Origin of the sequence: Formosa sejongensis, from assembly GCF_033447105.1 — a bacterium.
Classification (GTDB): Bacteria; Bacteroidota; Bacteroidia; order Flavobacteriales; family Flavobacteriaceae; genus Formosa.
Window position 1 is genome coordinate 43,884 of the sequence record NZ_JAWQUN010000006.1, and the last position, 22,447, is coordinate 66,330.

Genomic DNA, 22,447 nt, shown 5'->3' on the forward strand with positions numbered 1-22,447 from the left:
CACATTTTAATGACCAAGCTAACTGCAATTATTCCTACGGGAAACGAAATACATAATATAGAAGCCGTTATCGAATCGGTAAAATTTGCCGACGAAATTCTAATTGTAGATAGTTTAAGTACAGATGGAACCTACGAAAAGGCATTGTTTTTGGCTACAAAAGTTATTCGTAGAGATTATGAATATTCCGCATCACAAAAAAATTGGGCGATTCCGCAAGCCAAACACGAATGGATTTTATTAGTTGATGCCGACGAACGTGTCACTCCTGAATTACAAGCCGAAATTTTAGAGATTCTTAAACAACCAGACCCAAATATAGTAGCATATTGGATGGGGAGAATGAATCACTTTATGGGCGAACGTGTAAATTATAGCGGATGGCGAAACGACAGCGTAATTCGTTTATTTAAACGTGATTTTTGTATATACGAAGACAAACATGTTCATGCAGAAATTAAAACGAACGGAGACGTTGGACATTTAAAAAACAAACTCTACCATAATACCTACATCACTTTCGATAAGTATTTAGAAAAAATGAATCGTTATGCTTGGTGGCAAGCTAAAGATTACGATAAAAAAACAGGGAAAATAACGCCTTATCATTTTGTAATAAAGCCTTTTTGGGGCTTTTTTAAACACTATATTATACAAGGTGGGTTTAGAGATGGAGTTGTCGGCCTTGCTATTGGTTACATTCAGGGTTACGTGATTTTTATGCGTTATATAAAATTATGGTTATTGCGAAAAGACAGAAAATAAAGTCTAATCGTGTTTTTTCCAAAATTTCAATTTCTTTTTTAACTTTTGCTTACGCTGAAATTTCTCTTGAAATGCTTCGGTATATCCCCACATTACAACAAATACTTTTTCTGGAGATTCTCCTAAACATTTAGCGTATTCGTCGCTCATGGTTTTAACCATAGATTTATGAGTGGTTAATCGACCAAAGTTCTTCATTCTGGCTTCAAAATCCATAGGACCAAATTCCATTCTATTTAAATCTACCAAAAAATATTGATACGTATCCCCTACTTTTTTAATTAATGTGTTACCTGGAGAATGATCCAAAAAGTTAATTTCTTTTTCATGTAAATCGAAAGTAAAACGTGTAAATCCTCGTAAAATAGCTTCATGGTCTGGATAGTTTAAATCATGACACAGTTCGCGATAGGTTAATTCACAGTCTAATTGTTCGCTTATATAATAGCTGTTTTTAAAAACTAAAGGTGTAGTAAATTCATAGTAAGCGATAGGTTCGGGTGTACCTATACCTTTTTGAATTAAGATATTGGCATATTCAAAAGAACGTTGTGCCTTGCTTTTTCTAAAGAACCTGTAAGCTATTTTGTTTATAAGATTTGGAATCTTAAACGATTTTGCATTGATAGTTTTACTCCCCAAATCAAATAACCTTAAAGAGTTACGATCCTGATTTCCGAACGCTTTTCCTTTACTATTAAAATTCAGAATATAATCGTCAAGCAATGCCTTCTGATTGATATAAGCCTCCTGTATATGTTCTTTTTTATTCAATTAAAATATTATTAGTTTAAAAAATAACCGTCTATTTTTTTAGAGCAGTTCTCCCAAGTGTAAGGCAAAACTGTTTCTCTTACATTTCCTTTTAACTCGTAAGCTTGATTTATCAAAGATATAACCTCCTTATAATTAGCATCGATTTCGAATAAAAATCCATTTTTTCCATGGTTTATCAAATCTGGACAAAAACCTGTATTTGATGCCACAGGCACACAATTAGACATCATTGCCTCTAACACAGGAACTGGACCGCCTTCTAATATAGATGGAGACACAAAAACATCTAATTTATTATATAAATCTGGGTATGTTTCATATGGAACATTATCATAATAGGTAAAGTTAGGCAAAGCTTTTAACTCACTAAATTTATCAAAGTTTTCCCAATCTCTACCAATAATATAGAATTGTCTTTCTGGTAAATTTTTAATGATCTGGTATACCAACTCAGGATTTTTTCTTATTCCGAAATTAGAGCAAAAACCAACCCCTCCATTTTCTCGATTATGATTGTAAAAGGTCGAAGATGATGTTGCAATATGCAAAACTTTTAATATCTCAGGTTTAACACCCAGCTCAATTAAGTCTAATTTAATTTTAGAATTTAAACAGATTATATAATCTGCTTTATTAAGACACCAAACAACATGTGTTTTAGAATATTTTTTAGTCCAAGTTGGATGCGTAAACATAACAATATTCTTTTTATTTAATATACTTGGTGTACTACGAATACATTTGCAAAAATAATTCTGATAAATAAAATAATAACCATCTGCGTCCGGTAAATTCTTTAATTTATTATGGAAATAAGTTGAAGCGTTTAATCCAGAAAACTTCGAAAGTCTTCTAACTTTTGCACCAAAAATCCAATCTTTATCTTTTTCCCTTGCGACATAAACCAATTTCTCCATTGATTTAGACTTCGAATGAAATTTTGAAAGTAAAATTGCCAATAGGTATTTCCATTTATGAAATACCGTAAAATAAAGTTGCTCTCCTATATCCATTACAAAATGTATTATTAAATGCGTAATTCATCAAACGCTTACTTAATGTAAAATATAGTTGTTCAATGTAATTCTTAGATTACAAATGTATAAAAACGGTTGTTACTTTAAAAACATTAGAATGTATACTTAAAACCTTCTTTGTCTAACATTAAAACAGGAAAGAAAGTTAATTGAAATAACTTTTCTATTTTTGCAGCACGCAATTGACAACACATACTTTATTTATAATTTTAAATTGTTGATTCTAATAGTAAAACCCATAAATGAATGACAATTTTACATGTTTCAGGAGTATCGAATTGGGGTGGTGGAGAAAACCATATTGAAAATTTATATTACGAATTAGAAAAATCTAATCTAGATGTCACTCAATATATTTTTTGCGTAAAAAATTCTGTTTTCCATAAAAGGTTAATAGAAAAAAATTACGCATGCATTGCTGCTCCATTAGGTTTTAAAATAGATCCAAGATATATTTTAAAACTTATTAAAACTTGTCGCAGTAAAAAAATTGATCTCATTCATTTACATGATCCAACGGCCTTAACATTATCTGTTATTGCGGATAGAATTAGTAAAAAATTACCACCTTTTATTTTTAGTAAAAAAACTGTTTTCGAAATTAAAAACAGAAAATCTACACTCTTTAAATACAATTATAAAAAAATTGAAAAATATATTTGTGTTTCTAAAGCTGTAGCCCAAGTTACTGCTAAAGGGATAGAAGACACTTCTAAAATAACAACCATTTATAACGGTATCCGATTTAGCAATAAAACAGATATTACAGAATTTAAATTAAGAGCAAAATATCAGATTCCTGAGAACAAAATAATTATAGGAAACATAGGAAATCACATAAGAGCAAAGAACTTACTTACTTTTTTAAATGTGATAGACGATATCGTTAATATAAAAAAACTCACTAACTTTCATTTTGTACAAATTGGAGATTTCACAAAAAAAACAGACGAGTATAAAGCAAAAGTTAAAGAATTAAAATTAGAGGACTATATTACATTTACAGGTTTTGTTAATAATGCGTCTAACTTTATTCCACAGTTCGACATCTTTATGTTAACATCTCAATCTGAAGGATTACCCCAAGTAATAAATGAAGCTTTCTATTTTAAAACTCCTGTTATATCCACAAATCCGGGGGGAATTCCTGAAATTATAAGTAGTGGTGTAAATGGTTTTTTGTCTGATGTGAATGATTACAAATCACTATCAGACAATCTTGTAAATCTATCTGCGGACAAAGAATTACAACAACAGTTTATAGAGAGATCACACACTCAAATCCTTGCTAATTTTTCTTCAGAAGTTATGGCGAGAAAAACATTTGATGTTTATAAATCTATTCTTAAAAAATAAGCTCATCTATTTAAATTAATAAAAGTTACCCATGCAAAAAGAAATCAACACAGCCTTGCAAATTCTAAAACAAGGCGGGCTTATACTCTACCCTACAGATACCGTATGGGGAGTAGGTTGCGATGCATCGAATGCAGACGCTGTAGAAAAAATTTTTAAACTAAAACAACGTCAAGACAGCAAAGCTTTAATTTGTTTAGTTGCCGATGATAGAATGCTAAAAAAATACGTGAAGGAGATTCCGGAAGCTGCCTTCAGTTTATTCGATATTCAGGAAACACCTATTACCATAATATACGACGAGCCACAAAATCTAGCTTTAAATTTAATAGCAGAAGACAATACCATCGCTATTAGAATACCTGATGATGATTTTTGTTTTCAATTAATACGCAGATTTAATGGTGCTATTGTCTCAACCTCAGCTAACATTAGTGGAAAACCCACACCAAAATCTTTTAAAGAAATCGCTCCCGATATTTTAAAAGGAGTAGACTATGTCGTAAATTTGCACCACGAAAAAAAGAACGCAAAACCATCGGCTATTATTAAATTAAGTAATAGTGGTGTTGTGAAAGTTATAAGAGAGTAACCTCTCAAATTTTAAGCACCAAATCCCAAACTAGAATGAGTTGGAATTTGGTATTTAAAAATTGGAATTTCATAAATGAATTACAAAGAAGCACTACAGAACCCAATATTTAGAATTATTTCTAAATCTGCCAAAGAATTAGAATTAGACAGCTATGTTATTGGTGGATTTGTCCGCGATTTCATTTTAAATCGTGGCAGTGTAAAAGATATTGATGTTGTTGCCATTGGTAACGGTATTAACTTAGCTAGACAAGTCGCAAAAAACTTACCCAACAAACCAAAAGTTCAAGTCTTTAAAACCTATGGTACCGCCATGTTGCGTTACGATGGTATAGAAATTGAATTTGTAGGTGCGAGAAAAGAATCTTACAATGAAGATAGTAGAAATCCTATTGTTGAAAATGGTTCTTTAGAAGATGATCAAAATCGTCGTGATTTCACTATAAATGCACTCGCTTTAGATTTAAATGAAGACCGTTTCGGAAATCTTTTAGACCCGTTTAATGGTGTTCAAGATTTAGAAAACAAAATTATTCGTACACCGCTAAATCCAGATATTACTTATAGCGACGATCCGTTGCGTATGATGCGTGCTGTGCGATTTGCGTCTCAATTAAATTTTGTAATAGAAACAGAATCTTTAAATGCTATTACAAGAAATAGCGAACGTTTAGAAATTATTACCCAAGAACGTATTGTAGTAGAATTGAATAAAATCCTTGAGAGCAAAGTGCCTTCTATCGGATTTTTACTTCTAGAAGAAACAGGACTTCTTAATTATATTTTACCAGAAATTACAGCTTTAAAAGGTATAGACGAAGTTGAAGGACAGAAACATAAAGACAATTTTTATCATACTTTAGAAGTGGTCGATAATATTTCTGAAAACACAGATAATCTTTGGCTACGTTGGGCTGCATTACTTCATGATATAGGAAAAGCACCAACCAAGAAATTCAGTAAAAAAGTAGGTTGGACGTTCCACGGACATGAATTTGAAGGTTCGAAAATGGCATTTCATTTATTCAAGCGTTTAAAAATGCCTTTAAATGAAAAGATGAAGTTTGTACAGAAAATGGTTTTTATGAGCTCCCGACCAATTGTGTTGGCTCAAGATATAGTAACCGATTCTGCTGTAAGACGTTTAATTTTTGATGCTGGAAATGCTGTAGAGGATTTAATGACCTTATGTGAAGCAGACATCACGACTAAAAATCCAAAGAAATTTAAAAAGTATCACAATAATTTTAAAATCGTAAGAGATAAAATTGTTGAAGTTGAAGCGCGTGATCATGTTCGTAATTTCCAACCGCCTATTTCTGGAGAAGAAATTATGGAGACATTCAATTTAAAACCTTCACAAGAAATTGGCAAGATTAAGGATGTTATAAAAGAAGCTATTTTAGAAGGTGAAATTCCTAACGAACACGAAGCCGCTTTTAAATTAATGTTAAAAGCTGGTAAAAAGTTAGGATTGGAAGTATCGGATAAATAAAGTAAAAGAGAAATTGAATGTATGTTATCAAGCTTTATTTCCAAAATAAAACAATCTAATTAAACAAACTTTGCTTCTCAGAGCCTTTGGCACTTTGTAGCTTTTAAAGCAAAAGATATTGAAAACAAAAGACAATAAAAACGTTATTTACTGGTTATTTACCGGGTGTTTTTTAATTTTTATTATGGTTATTATTGGCGGGATTACACGTCTTACAGATTCTGGCCTTTCAATTTCTAACTACAAACTTATTACAGGAACAATTCCTCCTATTGGTGATACAGAATGGCAAGAAGCTTTTAAATTATACCAGCAACATCCAGAATTTAAGCAATACAATTCGCATTTTAATATAGACGATTTTAAAAGCATTTACTTTTGGGAATGGCTGCATCGTTTAATTGGCCGCATAATAGGTTTGGTGTTCTTTTTCCCTTTTGTTTACTTTTTAATGACAAAACAACTTACAAAATCAACCATAAAAAAATGTATTGTACTACTTTGCTTAGGTGGTTTCCAAGGATTTTTAGGATGGTATATGGTAAAAAGCGGATTGGTAGACATGCCAGATGTGAGTCATTTTAGATTGGCCGCTCATTTAACAGCTGCCTTTTTAACATTTGCTGCAACACTATGGGTCGCTTTAGATTTAATTTATCCTAATAAAAAACGGGTAAATAAAAAATATAAAAACCTTATTATTCTTACTTATGTTGTGTTGTTAATCCAGATTGTTTATGGCGCTTTTATAGCAGGATTAAAAGCAGGATTAGTACACAACCATTGGCCTTTAATGAACGAAGGAAAATTTATGCATCCTAGTGTTTATGCTTCCCATCCTTTATATATCAACTTTTTAGAAAACCCAAGCGGTATTCAATTTGTGCACCGCATTATGGCTTATGTAGTTGTAGGACTGATTGTATTATTATGGTATAAATCAAGAAAACTACAATTAACGACCAATCAAAAGAAGGCGATTAATGCGTTATTAATCCTAGTTGTTTTTCAATTTTTGCTAGGGATTTTCACCCTAATTTTATATGTTCCTGTATGGCTTGGCGTATTGCATCAAGTAGGTGCATTTTTCTTATTAACAGCCATGACATTTATGTTGCATCGTTTTAGCAAATAATCATAAAAATAGTATCTTTACCCCTTAATTTTTCAGCATGATTTATAGATTTAGAGTAATCTTAGACAACGACACAGAAGAGGATGTATTCCGCGATTTAGAAATTCGTAAAACAGACACCTTAGAAGATTTACACAATATTATTACCCAAGCTTTTGGGTTTGATGGTGGTGAGATGGCGTCCTTTTACAAGAGTGACGATGAATGGAATCAAGGTGAAGAATTTTCTTTATTCGATTTAAGCGACGGACAAGAATCTGTGAGTTTAATGAATCAAACAGCTATTGATAGCATTCTAAATAGTGAACAAACTAAATTAATTTATGTTTACGATTTCTTCAATATGTGGACGTTCTTTGTTGAACTTGGCGATATTGTTAATGAAACCGAAGGCATAGACTACCCTAACTTAATGTTTGTGCATGGTCAAATCCCTGACGAAGTTCCTGAAAGAAACTTCGAATCGGATGATGATGATTTAGATGACTTTGACGAGTTTGAAGACGATATGGATTTAGAAGATTATGACGGTTTAGATTTCGACGAAAACTGGAATTAATTACGATAATTTTTTCATATTAACATCTTCGTAATTACGTTTTACGAAGGCTAAAGCATGCTTTAAAATTTCGCCCATAGTTGTACAATATTTAAAATTCATATCTAGTGTATAATTGTAAATCACAGATTTTAATAGTTCAAGGTTCTCATCTGTAGAAATCTTATCGCTCATCATACAATCAATCAATTTTGTTAAACGTTTATTATAACTAATAACACGTTTAGCAATAATTGAGCGCTCTTCAATTTTGTATTGGTCAATAGAAGCTTCACTTATTTTTTCCTTGACTAGTTTAACCAATTCATAGTTTTCCTTAAAAAATTGCGGCCGATAAATATTCAATTTTCCCTCGTAACATTGCTGATCAAAATCAATTGCACGAACTTTATATACAATCTGATCAAAATCGTGAGTAGGAATTACCACGTAGTTATAAGAACGCATATCTCCCAATAAGCGAATCATACAACGTTCGTTAAACTTCACAAATTCTTTAGCAATTTGGGATTTTTCGGGAGCTGTACAATTTGGCAACATATCTTTTATAAACACATCTCCAGGTATTCCTGCTATATGTTCTTCAATCAAAGTATCTTTATACACCAAAAAGTTAAGGCTATTTGGAGACAACATATGCTCAAGTTCTAAACCATAAACACGAGAAGCATCTGCCTTTTTTATATAAAAATGAGTATAATTATCATTTAAAATATTTCGGACTTTAATTCGGAAAGGTTGTGAATTTCCAAAGGTACAGAAGTCAATACAATCTACATTTAAGAACTGAAAAATCTTTTCATTACCATCAGAAACTAAATTCGAATAGACTCTTTTTAAAGCTAAATCAATTTCTGCGCGCTCATATTCATTATAATATACGCGAAGCCAAAGTGTATCTTCATCGTCCTTATCATAAACTGTTATAGCACCTTGATAGCGCAATAAATCATCGTAAAAAATAGGAAGTTTGAAGTTTCTATTATATTCAGATAGATATTTATCTAACTTTTCAATAATAGGATATGAAGGCTTCTTTTTTGATATTTTTAAATCGTCCATAGTTACAAATTTACTCAATTTTAAGCTTTTATTTATTAGCTTGTAACAAATTTAACTCATATTCGTCTTACTAATATAACCACAAAACTATCCATTTTGGCAGGCATACTCACAATTACCAATCTTACAAAAAAATTCGGACCACTTACCGCCGTAAATAATCTATCATTCAATATTAATAAAGGTAATGTTTATGGCATTTTAGGGCCTAACGGAAGCGGAAAATCTACTACTTTAGGTATCGTTTTAAATGTAGTAAATAAAACCTCTGGCGATTTTAATTGGTTTGGTGGCAGCGTTTCTACACACGACGCATTAAAGAAAGTTGGAGCAATTATAGAACGCCCAAACTTTTATCCGTACATGACAGCTTACCAAAATTTAAAATTGGTTTGTAAAATTAAAGAAATTGATTTTAGTAAAATTGATGAAAAACTAGAAATCGTTGGTCTTTTAGACAGAAAACATGGCAAGTTCCAAACCTTTTCTCTAGGTATGAAACAGCGTTTGGCCATTGCCTCTGCCCTATTAAACGATCCTGAAATTTTAATTTTAGATGAACCTACAAACGGATTAGATCCGCAAGGAATTCATCAAATTAGAGAAATTATAAAAGATATTGCACAACGCGGAACCACCATTTTATTGGCTTCACATTTATTAGATGAAGTTGAAAAAGTGTGTACTCACGTCGTTGTATTAAGAAAAGGAGTGAAATTATATTCTGGTCGCGTAGACGAAATGATTGCAAGCCATGGTTTTTTCGAATTAAAAGCTGAAGACAATTTAGCCTTAAGAACATTCTTAGAAACGAATAAAGCTTTCGGAACAATTACTGAAGACAATGCCATTCTAAAAGTACTTTTAAACGAACCTTTGGAAGCTTTAGAGCTAAACAAAATTATGTTTGAAAGAGGTATCGTTTTATCTCATTTAGTAAAAAGAAAACAAAGTTTAGAAGAACAATTTTTACAATTAACTGACAACCAATAAGCCAAAAATCAAACCTATGTTACGACTTATAAATTTAGAATTACAAAAACTTCTACTTAATCGCGCCAGTAAAGTATTGATTTTTATTTCATTTATTTTACCGTTTACCGTATTAATATTATCATCAATAAAAATAAATTTCTTTGGCTTATTCACTTTAGAATTAGGTGAATTGGGCATATTCAATTTTCCAATTATTTGGCATATCACCACCTTTTTTGCTTCTCAATTTAAATTTTTCTTTGCCATAGTTGTGGTGAGTATGATTGGGAACGAATATAGCAACAAAACCATTAAGCAAAACCTCATAGATGGATTGAGTAAAAAGGAATTTATCTTATCTAAATTCTACACCATAGTATTTTTCTCTTTAATCGCTACCGTTTTAATTGGGGTTGCAACCTTATGTATTGGATTATACTACTCAAGTTATAACGAACTCAGTATCATTTTTAGAGAAACAAACTTCTTACTTGCCTATTTTGTAAAACTTGTTGGATTTTTTAGTTTGTGTTTATTCTTCGCTATGTTGGTTAAACGTTCGGCTTTTGCCTTAGGCGGCCTTTTTGTTTTATTCATTTTAGAATGGGTTGCTTACGGCATTTTAACATGGCAGTTAAATGCAGATATAGCTGAGAAAATCCAAAGATTTTTCCCTTTAAAGTCTATGTACAATCTTATAAAACAACCTTTTCAGCGTGTTATGATGACCAAATTCCCTGAAAAAAATGAAATGTTTTACGACTATGCGGTGCACAGTTCCGATATTATAATTGTTGCAGTTTGGACAGCTATCTTAATATTTTTATCTTATAAATTACTTGAAAGAAGAGATTTATAATATCTTTAGAAGGACTATTAGCTAAGTTCACCTTCTAAATGAAAAATTGTTTTGTTATCTTTATTTTTTTTATGCACGGCATTGTCTATGCACAATATGAAGCTGCTAATTGGTATTTTGGTGAAAATGCAGGTATACAGTTTGACTCGAATACCAATAAAGTTTCTGCACTAATAGACGGGAAATTAAACACCAAAGAAGGTGCTTCATCTATTTCAGATGAGTTTGGAAATTTACTATTTTATACTGATGGTACTACCGTTTATAACCGAAATCATGAGGTTATGGATAATGGTACCGAGCTTTATGGAAACTCTTCTAGTACGCAATCTGCAATAGTTATTCCTAAGCCTAAAAGTACAACTGAATTTTATATTTTCACAGTAGGCACTGGTGCCGAAAGAAGTGTTAATCACGGATTTAACTACTCTATTGTTGATATTACAGAAAATGGAGGCTTGGGAAAAATCATCTTAAAAAATCAAAATTTATTACCCTATAGTTCAGAAAAACTAAGTGCAGTTATTAAAGATTGTAATACGCAGTCTATATGGATGATTACATTATCTACAGCAACAGCGAAAGATGACAATTCCATTTTAAACACATTTTATGCCTACGAAATCACTGAAAAAACTATTAATACAACACCTGTAAAATCTACTATAACTTCTAAAATAACCGATATTCGGGGTGCTTTAAAATTATCTCCAGACGGTACTAAAATGGCTAATGCCAATATGAAAGGAGGTTTGTATCTTTATGATTTTGATGCCTCTACAGGAGCTATTACCCAAGAACAAAGACTTACCATTAGCACAACCTCTAGCAACAATCCCTATGGCGTAGAATTCTCGCCAAACAACAAATTTTTATACGTTCACGCTACCAATGATTATAATGGAGATGATTCTAATCTAGCCACAAGGCACCAATCGGCGTTAATTCAATACGATCTTGAAGCTGCAGATATATCTAATTCACAAGTCACTTTAGATAATAGAAAGTTGTTTAGAGGTGCACTTCAACTAGGTCCAGACGGCAAAATTTACAGAGCGCTTTCCGAGACTTACGAGCAAGGCCTACCCTATCTAGGTGTTATCGAAAACCCGAATGCAAAAGGGACTTCTGCAAGCTACAAACACAATGCAATCCCTTTAAAAGGTAATAATTCTACTCAAGGTTTACCTCCTTTTATTCAATCGTTTTTTAATCAAAAGATCGATATTATTCATGCAAACGACGGTATCAAAACTAGTAATTTACCGCTTTGTACTGCCGAAGAATATACATTAAAAGCAGAAGAAGTTCCAGCTGCCACATACCTTTGGACCATTAATGGAAATACGATCACCAATACAGGAAATGCTTGGGAAATGGAAGTTTCCGATGCAGGTCTTTATAAAGTACTTATCACACCTAATCATGCTACTATTTGCGACATTAAAGAAGGTGTTGCAAATGTTACATATAACGAAATTCCTGTTGCAAACGCTGTTACTTATTTAGATCCTATTTGCGATTTATACAACGATGAAACAGAAACCGTTGATTTAACGACACACAATAATCAAATTTTAAGAACTCAAAATCCTGATGATTTTCAGATTATTTATTTTAAAAATCAATCGGATGCAGACACTAAAGTAAATGCTATTTTAGTTCCTGGAAGCTACAGAATATCTTCTGCAAACCAAGGCATTATTGCTAGAATTGAAAATAAAAGCAACTCCAATTGTTACGACACCACCTCGTTTTCATTACAATTAATTTCAAGTCCAAATTTACAAGTCACAGACATTACACAATGCGATGTCACATCTCCTTTTAATGATGGCCTAACGCATTTTAATTTAGAAGAAAGTATTGTTTTCGCAGATGCAGATTACTTGTTTTACGACACAGATCCCAATTCTAGTCGAACACCTTCAGCAATAGTCATTCCTACAAGTTATTCAAATACAACACCGAATCAGATTATTTATGTTCGTGCAACAAATGATAAAACAGGTTGTTATACAGACCAATCGTTTCTTATTCGGTCTATAGACGCACAAACAACAGAAGAAACAGCCTATTATTGCACAGGTTCTGATGTGATTTTAAATTCTGAAATCCCTTTATCCGATATTGGAGATTATACTTTCCAGTGGTTTTTAAATGACTCAGCAATTTCTGGAGCAACACATTATGAGTATTTAGCTAATTCCACAAATAGTTATGAAGTCGTAATTACAGAAAAAGCATCGGCTTGTGTTCAACTAAAAAGGTTTACAATTAATGAATCTGGTATTGCGATAATTGATGCAGATAGAACTAAAACTACTTATTCAGGAGGATATAATAACATAACAGTTACTGCCAACGGATTGGGGATTTACGAATATGCATTATTTAAAAATGAAGAAAACCACTCAAATTCAACACAATACAGAGGTTACCAAAGTGAATCTATTTTTACAGATGTCTATCCTGGCAAATACACGGTAAAAGTAAGAGATATAAAAAATAATTGTGGCCTAGCAGAGCAAGTGGTTTATGTTGTTGGTTTTACCAAATTCTTTACCCCAAATGGAGATGGTTATAACGATACTTTTAAAATTGAAGGTGCAACCAACCTATTTATGGAAAACTCTAAAGTATATATTTTCAACCGATATGGTAAATTACTTATAGAAATTCACCCTAAAAATGCAAATTGGGATGGAACATTTAATGGTAACGTGCTTCCTGAAGACGATTATTGGTTTTCGGCAACCTTATCTGATGGGCGTACATTCACTTCCCACTTTACATTAAAACGTTAATATTTGCATTTCATACAATTAAAGGTGTATTTTGCCGTTGAATTCCTTGATTTTAACTAATAATATTTTATTTGTACCTCCCAATTTTCTAGCAAATAATTCTTCTATTATCTTAACAGAAACAAACTGACTTTTAGCTGTTTATGAAATTACTATTTTACACCTCCCTTATTTTTGTATTGCTATGTAATGGTTTAGTTGCACAAACTAATGCTGATTTAATTTCTGTAACACCATCTTCTGATCCCCTAACATTAATTGAAAACAACTTCCTTTCAGGAAACGGAATAATAATCTGTGATCCTAAATCTCCAAAAAACGCATCAGCATCGGGAGAATCGTTTTATAGTTTAGGTTCTTTTGATAAAGCGAGTTCTAATTTCCCATTCGAACAAGGTATTGTTTTAACAACAGGTAATGTCATTGAAGGAGGAAACGATACAACTACAGATCCTAATGGCCTAAACTCTGGTTCAAACTCATGGTTGGGAGATCCCGATTTAGAAACAGCACTAGGAATATCGAACACAAGGAATGCTACCGTTTTAGAATTCGATTTTGTTGCTATTACAACCACGATTGCTTTCGATTACGTGCTAGCTTCAGACGAATACAGAAGTCCTAATATTTGCAATAATGCAGATGGATTTGCGATACTAATTCAAGAAGAAGGCTCTACAACTTTTCAAAATATTGCTATAATTCCAAATACAAATACTCCTGTTAGTACTAAAACAATTAATGGTAATAGTTGCTCAGACACTAATATTCAGTATTATGAAAATGAAGTTTCAAAATTAGAAAGTACAAACTTTTACGGACGTACTAAGGTTTTAACAGCTAAAGCAGAAATTAAGCCTTATAAAAAATATAAAATTAAGATTATAGTTGCAGACCAAGGTGATACTAATCTTGATACAGCTGTATTCATAAAAAAAAGTGATGTAAATGTCTCTCTAAATTTAGGTAACGATATTACCACCTGTACCGATACGGAATTAACTCCCAAACTTCAGTCCGATTTTGGCGTTGATACTGAAGAACTTAACATTTCGAGTTATACCTGGTATAATAATACTGGTGATGTTGTTTCTACCAATCCTACATACCAAACAAGCGATTCTGGAAACTATACATTGGACGTCCAAATCTATAAACCTGATTGTATAAATGGTAGCAGTCCTACAAATATTTTTACTATTTCCGACGAGATTAGTATAACTGTTTTAACAAGCACTCCAATTCCATTAAATCCAGCATCAGACTTTTCGCGCTGCAGTATAAATGACGAAATTTTCATTCTAACAAATTTTGATAATTATATTATAGATCAAATAAAAAGTACTGTTCCTGGTAATGCTTATACTATAGAATACATAAACTCCTTCGGAAAAGATATTACAGAAACCACAGTAGCACCCGGAGAACGAGAAACAATTAATGTAGAAGTTACTAGTACTCAATTTAAATGTGTGGTGACTTTAGAGTTTGATTTAATAGTAAATATTCAACCAGATCCACAACCTATTCAGAATTATCCGCGTTGCGACAACGATTTGTCTTATAATTTAGAAAATCTTAATAGTCTATTTGTTACAGGAGATTTAAATGATTTCACTATTACCTACCATTACACAGAATATCAGGCTGAACAAGGAACGAAACCTATTACTGGTCCATATTTGGATGAAACAAGCTCATTATATGTAAGAGTTGAAGATAAAAATACGGGATGTATAGGGACAACAACACTTACTTTAGAAGATATAGAAAGCCCAAAACTTAACAATTCAAGTAGTTCTGTAATTGCTGGATGTACACCAACAACCGGAGGCGGAATTACACTAGAACAATTAGAAGATGCTCGAGATGACGTTTTAAACGGATTAGATCAAAGCTTATTTAATATTACATATTTCAAAAATGCAACAGATGCAGAAAATAATGTAAACAAACTAACGGGTACAGATTTAGCCGCTTATCTAGACAATGCACCCTCGATACTCTTTGTTCGTGTAGAACCTATTGATGGCGGTTGTCCTTCTATAGCTCAAATCGATATTTATCCAAATATTTTATTAGCATTTCAAGGACAGATTCAAAATTATGCGATTTGTGGTGGAGACACATTTAATCTAGAAAAAATTGCAAATGATATTGTAAATGGAGATAATGCTGCTAACATAACTTTCTTTGAAGATAGTACACTCAGTACAGAAATTAATAAAATAGCAAATTACGAAATCCCAAATTCCGGCCTTTCACAAACCATTTATATTGAAATAACATATCCTGGGTGCGGTGGTTTCGATTCTAAATTTGACATTTTTAAAGCCCCAGAATTAGAGTATGTAGAACCTTATATTCCACATTGCTCTAGCGAACGCGTTATAGATTTATATGCTTACAACGATTTAATAGACACGAATAATAGCGGATATAAAATTCAATATTACTTATCAGAAACAGATAGAGATTTAGATACTAATAAACTACCACAATATATTGACTATACAGATATTATAGGTAGCTCACTTTATGCCAGAGTTATACAAGAAAAGGTAACAAACGGCACCTTAATTGGTGAATGTTACGACTCGATAGAATTCACTGTAGAGATAATTTATATGCCACAGGTCTATTTAGATTATACAGACTTCCAATATTGTATAACTAACTCTGAAAAAGAAATCACATTAGATCAAGTCGTTATTGAATTGAAAGATTTAATAACTAATAACACTATAAATTCACATATAGATCCGGATGATATTGATATTAAATTATATGAAGTTGAAGACGATGCCATTGCAGGAAACTCAAATTTCATAACAGATCCAAGTACATACACAACAGTATCAACAATTTTTTATAGCCGGGTTACTAATAAAATAAACACATCATTTTGCCCAGTTATAGACCCAATAAATATAGAAGTATTCCTTGAACCAGAGTTCAGTAAATCTGAATTTTTCGCATGTGATTCTCCTGATTTCAGGATTGGTGATATTGATAAATCACAATTACTAGTATATGATTTACCTGAAATTGAAGTTATTTTTTATGATTCAAAAGATGGAACTATTTTAAGTAACAATACAATTATAGACGTGTCTTCAGGCGCTAAAACCATTTATGCAGAAGCTAAAAACACTAACAATAGCAAATGTAATATCCCGGGAATTACTATAACATTAGACACTGCCATTACTCCTGAAGAAAAAATAGTAGATGTACCTATTTGTGTGATAACAGGTCAATCTGAAACTGAGATTGATTTGGTAGCAACAGCATTAGCGATTGATGACGGAAGGGGATTAAATATTACCTTTTACAAATCTGAATCTAATGCGAACAACCGTGTAGATTTAATTCCTAATACAGTTTCTTATAAAATTCCTACCACTCCAACACGACAAAACATATATGTGCGTATTGAAAACCAAAATACATCCGATTGTTTTAAAGTTCAGCCCTTATTAATTCAAATAAATGATATTCCCGATTTTAGTAGTGCAATAATTGCTGCAAGTTGTTCAACGAATTATACAGGAGAAAATGTAACTTTCAATTTAAGCGAATCTATAAGAGTTATTAATGTTAAAATAGGTTTCAATGCTCCAGACATATATTATTTTGAGGATGAAAACGATGCCAATTCATTAAATATTTCAGAACAAATAACCGATATTGAAAATTACATTAACCCCATTGGAAATCAAGTAATATATATTGTAGCCCAAGATCCCGACACAAAATGTTACGAAATACAACCCTTAGAATTAATCGTTAACTATCCTCCAGACACCAAAGAGCTAAATGAATTTATATTTTGCGAAGATGGCACTGAAACACTAAACTTAACAGAAATTGATAACCGCTTAGTATACGATTTAGATGCGGTTACAATAACATATTATAGCACAACTGCTGAAGCAAATACAGGCACTAATCCTCTAGATAACATTTACGATTATATAACAAATGGGGTAATAATTTTTGCACGTGTACAAAGTAACGACACAGGCTGTAATATCGTAAAACAGCTGATTTTAGTGCCTATTATAAATCCAAACGGAACAACTTTAAACGTAACAACAACATCTACATTTTTATCAAGTTCTAACGCCATTACCGTTTCAGTAACTGGAGGAAGTGGCGATTATTTATATAGCTTAGATAATGGTGAATATCAATCTTCAAATATTTTTAATAATGTAACTATCGGTCAGCATACAGTATTTGTAAAAGATAAGGGTGGATGTGCTGAAGGATTTGCAGATGAAATTGTAATAGATATTCCAAAATTTTTCACCCCTAACCAAGATAGTTTTCACGACACTTGGCACATTATTGGTATTGAAGAATTAGAAGACGCGGAAGTTTCTATCTTCGATCGTCAGGGAAAACTTTTAAAAATCATCACCCAAGATACGACTGGTTGGGATGGTTTATATAATGGTTCACCAATGCCTACAGACGATTATTGGTATGTAGCAAAGATTAATCAAGATAATAGGTATTATGAACGCACAGGACATTTCACTTTAAAACGATAGCAAAAACAGCACACGTCTTTTATTTTTCCTACGCCCAAAATAGTTTAAATTTGCAACATGCGATTTAAAATAAAATCAGAATTCAAACCTACCGGAGATCAGCCTTCAGCGATTAAAAAATTAACGCAAGGCATAAATGCCGACGAGAAATACCAAACACTTTTAGGTGTTACAGGTTCCGGAAAAACCTTTACCGTTGCCAACGTTATAGAAGAGGTGCAACGTCCTACTCTAGTTTTGGCGCATAACAAAACGCTGGCGGCTCAGCTCTATTCAGAATTTAAGCAATTTTTTCCGGATAATGCTGTCGAATACTTTGTGTCTTACTACGATTATTATCAGCCTGAAGCTTATATTCCTGTATCTGGAACTTATATCGAAAAGGATTTATCTATAAACGAGGAGATTGAAAAACTACGTTTAAGCACAACCTCATCCTTGCTTTCGGGACGCCGGGATGTGTTAGTTGTCGCTTCTGTATCCTGTTTATATGGTATCGGAAACCCTGTGGAATTTCAGAAAAACGTGATTTCTTTAGAACGTGATCAGGTAATTTCCAGAACTAAATTATTACATCGTTTGGTGCAGAGTTTGTATTCTAGGACTGAAGCAGACTTTAATCATGGGAGTTTCAGAATTAAAGGAGATACTGTTGATATATTTCCGAGTTATGCCGATGATGCTTTTAGAATTCATTTTTTTGGTGATGAAATTGAAGAGATTGAAGCTTTTAATGTTCAAACCAACGAAATCATAGAAAAATACGATCGCCTAACTATATATCCAGCAAATATGTTTGTGACATCGCCAGATGTACTACAGGGAGCTATTAAGGATATCCAAGATGATTTGGTTAAGCAGCATGATTATTTTAAAGAAATCGGAAAACATTTAGAAGCAAAACGTTTAAAAGAACGTACCGAATTCGATTTAGAAATGATTCGAGAATTAGGGTATTGCTCAGGAATTGAAAACTATTCGAGATATTTAGATGGCAGACTACCAGGTACACGACCTTTCTGTTTATTAGACTATTTCCCAGAAGATTTTTTAATGGTGATAGACGAAAGTCACGTGACCATTTCGCAAGTTCATGCCATGTATGGAGGAGACAGAAGCCGAAAAGAAAATCTAGTCGATTATGGGTTTAGATTGCCTGCAGCTATGGATAACAGACCGCTTAAATTTGAAGAATTTGAAGCGCTTCAAAATCAGGTGATTTATGTTAGTGCTACGCCAGCAGATTATGAATTAGAAAAAAGTGACGGTGTATTTGTAGAACAACTTATTAGACCTACAGGACTTTTAGATCCAATTATAGAAGTGAGACCAAGTTTAAATCAGATTGATGATTTAATTGAAGAGATTCAACTTCGAATTGAAAATGACGAACGGACTTTAGTCACTACGCTTACAAAACGTATGGCAGAAGAATTGACTAAATATTTAGATCGTATTCAAATTCGTAGCCGATATATCCATAGTGACGTAGATACGCTGGAGCGTGTAGAAATCATGCAAGATTTAAGAAAAGGATTGTTTGATGTTTTGGTAGGTGTAAATTTATTACGAGAAGGTTTAGATTTACCAGAAGTGTCTTTAGTGGCTATTTTAGATGCCGACAAAGAAGGTTTTTTACGTTCGGCAAGATCGTTAACACAAACTGTTGGTCGTGCGGCTAGAAACTTAAACGGAAAAGCAATTATGTATGCTGATAAGATTACAAAAAGTATGCAAAAAACAATAGACGAAACTAATTACAGACGCGAAAAACAAATCAATTATAATACAGCGAATAATATGGTGCCTACAGCACTAAATAAAAGTTTAGACAGTGCTTTAGCCAAAAACTCTGTAAGTACATATAGTTACGAATTGGAAGCTCTAAAAGCTGCCGAACCAGAAAGTGAATATTTAACTAAACCCCAATTAGAACAAAACATTCGAGATAGACGAAAATTAATGGAGGCTGCTGCAAAAGATTTAGACTTTATGCATGCTGCAAAATTTCGTGACGAAATAAAATTCTATCAAGATAAACTTGAAAAATTAAAACAGTAATTTTAGTTATACTGAACCTTAAAAATATCTATTAAAACATCTGGTGGAACAATTTTATTTGGAAAGCCTTCCATTAGATAGAGCACTTTATTTATAGACTCATGACTTAAACCCATAAGTAACCCAAAATTAAAAAGTTTTATAACTTCTTTTTCGGTGCGTTCGTTATCTAAGTTCATTAACAACACCAAACGGTGAAATTGTACAATACGCTCGCTATAAGACTCGATGTGTTTATAAGCAATTGGATTTTTCATTAGATATTCAAAATCTTCCCTCGAAATATCTAATTGTTGAGATACACCCAAAAGAAAATTATATTCAATGGATTTAATTTTTGTGTCTGTTTTAGCGAATGCAATCATTTCAGATAGCAAACTCAATTTTTCTACGCGGTTTATCATAAAAGAGGGAGTGATAATTATTAATATTCTAAAGTTAATTATAATAGCTATTTTATAATCGTAGATATAATGTAACTTGTCGAAAAATTAAATGTATTTAATCGGCTTTTATGAACACTCACCCATCGCAACCCATTTAAAACATGACAGTTAAGTCATTTACTTTTAAATTATAAGGTATTTAAACAGGAAAATAAATTGATGTAATTATTTGATTATCAGCAAATTATATAAATTTCATTTTTATTTACAAAGACAAAATACAAGAACGAAAAATCAGCATAAAATGGAATCATTACAGAATACCAAAAAAGCGCAGATTTTGAAAATTTTACAACTCGTTTTATAACAAATTCTGAATAAAAAATTAAAAAAAATAGTAATATGACAAATAATGATGTTCTTAAAAAATTACGTGTCGCTCTTAAGTTAAGAGATGAAGATATTGTGAAGATTTTAGAATTAGTAGATTTTAGAATCAGTAAAAGTGAACTTGGGGCTTTTTTTAGAAAAGAAGACCATCCTAAATATATGGAATGTGGCGACCAGATTTTAAGAAATTTCTTAAACGGGTTAGTTATCCATCTACGAGGACCATTACCTAAGAAAACAGCGCCTAAAAATACTGAGGACACTAAAGTGCTAGGAAAAAAGACTGAAGCGAAAAAAACGCCTTCAAGAAAATCGGAAACCAACAAAACAACATCACATAAAAAAGCGTCTAACAACTAAGTTAGACGCTTTATTTTTATATAATAGTAAACGTATTTAGACTATCCTAAAACTTGTTGTACTTTATCTGCAGCTTCTTGGAATTGTGTAGCACTCATTACATCTAATCCAGAATTGTCGATTAATTCTTTAGCGATATCTGCATTGGTTCCTTGTAAACGTACAATAATAGGCACAGTAATGTTCCCCATGTTTTTATAGGCATCAATAACACCTTGTGCAACTCTGTCACAACGTACAATACCTCCAAATATATTAATAAGGATAGCTTTTACGTTAGGGTCTTTTAAAATAATTTTAAAAGCAGCCTCTACACGAGCAGCATCAGCAGTACCTCCAACATCTAAAAAGTTAGCTGGCTCACCACCTGCTTGCTTAATTAAATCCATTGTTGCCATTGCTAAACCAGCACCATTAACCATACAACCTACGTTTCCGTCAAGGTCTACATAGTTTAAACCAAGTTTCCCTGCTTCAACTTCTATAGCACTTTCTTCACGTATATCACGTAAATCAAGATAGTTTTTATGTCTGTATAATGCATTGTCGTCTATAGTAACTTTAGCATCTACAGCAAGAATACCATTATCGCTAGTTTTTAAAACTGGATTAATTTCAAATAAAGAAGCATCAGACTTTACGTAAGCTGTATACAGATTAGTAACGAATTTCGTCATTTCTTTAAAAGCATTTCCAGATAAACCTAAATTAAATGCGATACGTCTAGCTTGGAAAGGTAAAATACCTACAGCAGGATCTATTTCTTCATTAAAAATTAAGTGTGGAGTTTCTTCAGCAACAGTTTCGATATCCATTCCACCTTCGGTAGAATACATAATCATGTTACGACCTGTAGCACGATTTAATAAAACAGATACGTAAAATTCTTCTGTTTCAGACTCTCCAGGGTAGTAAACATCTTCTGCAACTAATACTTGGTGTACTCTTTTACCTTCTGCAGAAGTTTGTGGTGTTACAAGGTCCATACCTATAATTTCACCAGAAATTTTCTCTACCTCTTGTAAATTCTTGGCTAATTTTACTCCACCTCCTTTACCACGTCCACCTGCGTGAACTTGGGCTTTAACAACGAACCAACTTGTTCCTGTTTCAGATGTTAATTGTTTTGCAGCGACAACAGCATCTTGAGCACTTTTTGCTACGATACCGCGTTGTATGCGTACGCCAAAACTATTTAAAATTTCTTTTGCTTGATATTCGTGTAAGTTCATTGGTATTTTAATTTATTGCCTCACAAATGTAAACAACC

General features: G+C 32.4%; 17 protein-coding genes. 12 read left to right on the plus strand and 5 right to left on the minus strand.

Going from position 1 to position 22,447, the window contains the following annotated elements:
- Positions 1 to 9: 9 nt before the first annotated feature.
- A complete protein-coding gene (locus R6X41_RS08275) occupies positions 10 to 765 on the plus strand; it encodes a glycosyltransferase family 2 protein (RefSeq protein ID WP_318499190.1) in 756 nt (251 codons plus the stop codon).
- A gap of 3 nt (positions 766 to 768) precedes the next feature.
- On the opposite strand, the gene R6X41_RS08280 is transcribed toward R6X41_RS08275, so the two are convergent.
- Both R6X41_RS08280 and R6X41_RS08285 read right to left on the minus strand, forming a co-directional pair.
- Complete coding sequence (locus R6X41_RS08280) at positions 769 to 1,539, minus strand: Kdo domain containing protein (protein WP_318499192.1); 771 nt, start codon at positions 1,537 to 1,539, stop codon at positions 769 to 771.
- An 11-nt stretch (positions 1,540 to 1,550) separates the two neighbouring features.
- Positions 1,551 to 2,555 carry a glycosyltransferase family 4 protein gene (locus R6X41_RS08285; RefSeq protein ID WP_318499194.1) on the minus strand — a complete coding sequence of 335 codons (1,005 nt, stop codon included), beginning with the start codon at positions 2,553 to 2,555 and terminating at the stop codon, positions 1,551 to 1,553.
- A 270-nt stretch (positions 2,556 to 2,825) separates the two neighbouring features.
- Here R6X41_RS08285 and R6X41_RS08290 point away from each other — a divergent pair, with 270 nt between their 5' ends.
- The 5 genes from R6X41_RS08290 (at position 2,826) to R6X41_RS08310 (ending at position 7,718) form a co-directional block, all read left to right on the plus strand.
- Positions 2,826 to 3,935 (plus strand): glycosyltransferase family 4 protein, encoded by a 1,110-nt coding sequence (locus R6X41_RS08290; RefSeq protein ID WP_318499196.1) that lies wholly within the window; start codon positions 2,826 to 2,828, stop codon positions 3,933 to 3,935.
- A 31-nt stretch (positions 3,936 to 3,966) separates the two neighbouring features.
- Positions 3,967 to 4,527, plus strand: a complete 561-nt coding sequence (locus R6X41_RS08295; protein WP_318499197.1) for an L-threonylcarbamoyladenylate synthase — start codon at positions 3,967 to 3,969, stop codon at positions 4,525 to 4,527.
- 75 nt (positions 4,528 to 4,602) lie between these two features.
- The gene (locus R6X41_RS08300; RefSeq protein ID WP_318499199.1) at positions 4,603 to 6,024 is read left to right on the plus strand and encodes a CCA tRNA nucleotidyltransferase; all 1,422 of its coding nucleotides are present in this window, start codon (positions 4,603 to 4,605) and stop codon (positions 6,022 to 6,024) included.
- Positions 6,025 to 6,139: 115 nt separating this feature from the next.
- Positions 6,140 to 7,159 (plus strand): COX15/CtaA family protein, encoded by a 1,020-nt coding sequence (locus R6X41_RS08305; RefSeq protein WP_318499440.1) that lies wholly within the window; start codon positions 6,140 to 6,142, stop codon positions 7,157 to 7,159.
- Positions 7,160 to 7,196: 37 nt separating this feature from the next.
- Positions 7,197 to 7,718 (plus strand): IS1096 element passenger TnpR family protein, encoded by a 522-nt coding sequence (locus tag R6X41_RS08310; protein ID WP_318499201.1) that lies wholly within the window; start codon positions 7,197 to 7,199, stop codon positions 7,716 to 7,718.
- On the opposite strand, the gene R6X41_RS08315 is transcribed toward R6X41_RS08310, so the two are convergent.
- A complete protein-coding gene (locus R6X41_RS08315) occupies positions 7,719 to 8,780 on the minus strand; it encodes a hypothetical protein (RefSeq protein ID WP_318499442.1) in 1,062 nt (353 codons plus the stop codon).
- Between the two features lie 96 nt (positions 8,781 to 8,876).
- Between R6X41_RS08315 and R6X41_RS08320 the strand changes: the two genes are divergently transcribed.
- The 5 genes from R6X41_RS08320 to uvrB all read left to right on the plus strand — a co-directional run bounded on the left by R6X41_RS08320 (position 8,877) and on the right by uvrB (position 20,041).
- Entirely contained in the window at positions 8,877 to 9,773 is an 897-nt protein-coding gene (locus tag R6X41_RS08320; protein ID WP_318499203.1) for an ABC transporter ATP-binding protein, read from the plus strand.
- 16 nt (positions 9,774 to 9,789) lie between these two features.
- Positions 9,790 to 10,614 (plus strand): ABC transporter permease, encoded by an 825-nt coding sequence (locus R6X41_RS08325; protein ID WP_318499205.1) that lies wholly within the window; start codon positions 9,790 to 9,792, stop codon positions 10,612 to 10,614.
- 71 nt (positions 10,615 to 10,685) lie between these two features.
- Complete coding sequence (locus R6X41_RS08330; RefSeq protein ID WP_318499207.1) at positions 10,686 to 13,421, plus strand: T9SS type B sorting domain-containing protein; 2,736 nt, start codon at positions 10,686 to 10,688, stop codon at positions 13,419 to 13,421.
- A gap of 143 nt (positions 13,422 to 13,564) precedes the next feature.
- Positions 13,565 to 17,980 (plus strand): T9SS type B sorting domain-containing protein, encoded by a 4,416-nt coding sequence (locus R6X41_RS08335; protein ID WP_318499209.1) that lies wholly within the window; start codon positions 13,565 to 13,567, stop codon positions 17,978 to 17,980.
- Positions 17,981 to 18,037: 57 nt separating this feature from the next.
- A complete protein-coding gene (gene uvrB, locus R6X41_RS08340; RefSeq protein ID WP_318499210.1) occupies positions 18,038 to 20,041 on the plus strand; it encodes an excinuclease ABC subunit UvrB in 2,004 nt (667 codons plus the stop codon).
- 2 nt (positions 20,042 to 20,043) lie between these two features.
- On the opposite strand, the gene R6X41_RS08345 is transcribed toward uvrB, so the two are convergent.
- Positions 20,044 to 20,445, minus strand: a complete 402-nt coding sequence (locus R6X41_RS08345) for a TerB family tellurite resistance protein (protein WP_318499212.1) — start codon at positions 20,443 to 20,445, stop codon at positions 20,044 to 20,046.
- A gap of 384 nt (positions 20,446 to 20,829) precedes the next feature.
- On the opposite strand from R6X41_RS08345, the gene R6X41_RS08350 reads away from it, so the two are divergent.
- Positions 20,830 to 21,177 (plus strand): DUF1456 family protein, encoded by a 348-nt coding sequence (locus tag R6X41_RS08350; RefSeq protein WP_318499213.1) that lies wholly within the window; start codon positions 20,830 to 20,832, stop codon positions 21,175 to 21,177.
- A gap of 41 nt (positions 21,178 to 21,218) precedes the next feature.
- Here R6X41_RS08350 and sucC read toward each other — a convergent pair whose 3' ends face one another.
- Positions 21,219 to 22,409, minus strand: a complete 1,191-nt coding sequence (gene sucC / locus R6X41_RS08355; RefSeq protein ID WP_318499214.1) for an ADP-forming succinate--CoA ligase subunit beta — start codon at positions 22,407 to 22,409, stop codon at positions 21,219 to 21,221.
- Positions 22,410 to 22,447: the final 38 nt, after the last annotated feature.

Bases quoted from the DNA above. Each gene is read 5' to 3' on its own strand.
- R6X41_RS08275 (WP_318499190.1), top strand. From the start codon at position 10: ATGACCAAGCTAACTGCAATTATTCCTACGGGAAACGAAATACATAAT.
- R6X41_RS08285 (WP_318499194.1), bottom strand. From the start codon at position 2,555: ATGGATATAGGAGAGCAACTTTATTTTACGGTATTTCATAAATGGAAA.
- R6X41_RS08290 (WP_318499196.1), top strand. From the start codon at position 2,826: ATGACAATTTTACATGTTTCAGGAGTATCGAATTGGGGTGGTGGAGAA.
- R6X41_RS08295 (WP_318499197.1), top strand. From the start codon at position 3,967: ATGCAAAAAGAAATCAACACAGCCTTGCAAATTCTAAAACAAGGCGGG.
- R6X41_RS08300 (WP_318499199.1), top strand. From the start codon at position 4,603: ATGAATTACAAAGAAGCACTACAGAACCCAATATTTAGAATTATTTCT.
- R6X41_RS08310 (WP_318499201.1), top strand. From the start codon at position 7,197: ATGATTTATAGATTTAGAGTAATCTTAGACAACGACACAGAAGAGGAT.
- R6X41_RS08315 (WP_318499442.1), bottom strand. From the start codon at position 8,780: ATGGACGATTTAAAAATATCAAAAAAGAAGCCTTCATATCCTATTATT.
- R6X41_RS08325 (WP_318499205.1), top strand. From the start codon at position 9,790: ATGTTACGACTTATAAATTTAGAATTACAAAAACTTCTACTTAATCGC.
- R6X41_RS08330 (WP_318499207.1), top strand. From the start codon at position 10,686: ATGCACGGCATTGTCTATGCACAATATGAAGCTGCTAATTGGTATTTT.
- R6X41_RS08335 (WP_318499209.1), top strand. From the start codon at position 13,565: ATGAAATTACTATTTTACACCTCCCTTATTTTTGTATTGCTATGTAAT.
- uvrB (WP_318499210.1), top strand. From the start codon at position 18,038: ATGCGATTTAAAATAAAATCAGAATTCAAACCTACCGGAGATCAGCCT.
- R6X41_RS08345 (WP_318499212.1), bottom strand. From the start codon at position 20,445: ATGATAAACCGCGTAGAAAAATTGAGTTTGCTATCTGAAATGATTGCA.
- R6X41_RS08350 (WP_318499213.1), top strand. From the start codon at position 20,830: ATGACAAATAATGATGTTCTTAAAAAATTACGTGTCGCTCTTAAGTTA.
- sucC (WP_318499214.1), bottom strand. From the start codon at position 22,409: ATGAACTTACACGAATATCAAGCAAAAGAAATTTTAAATAGTTTTGGC.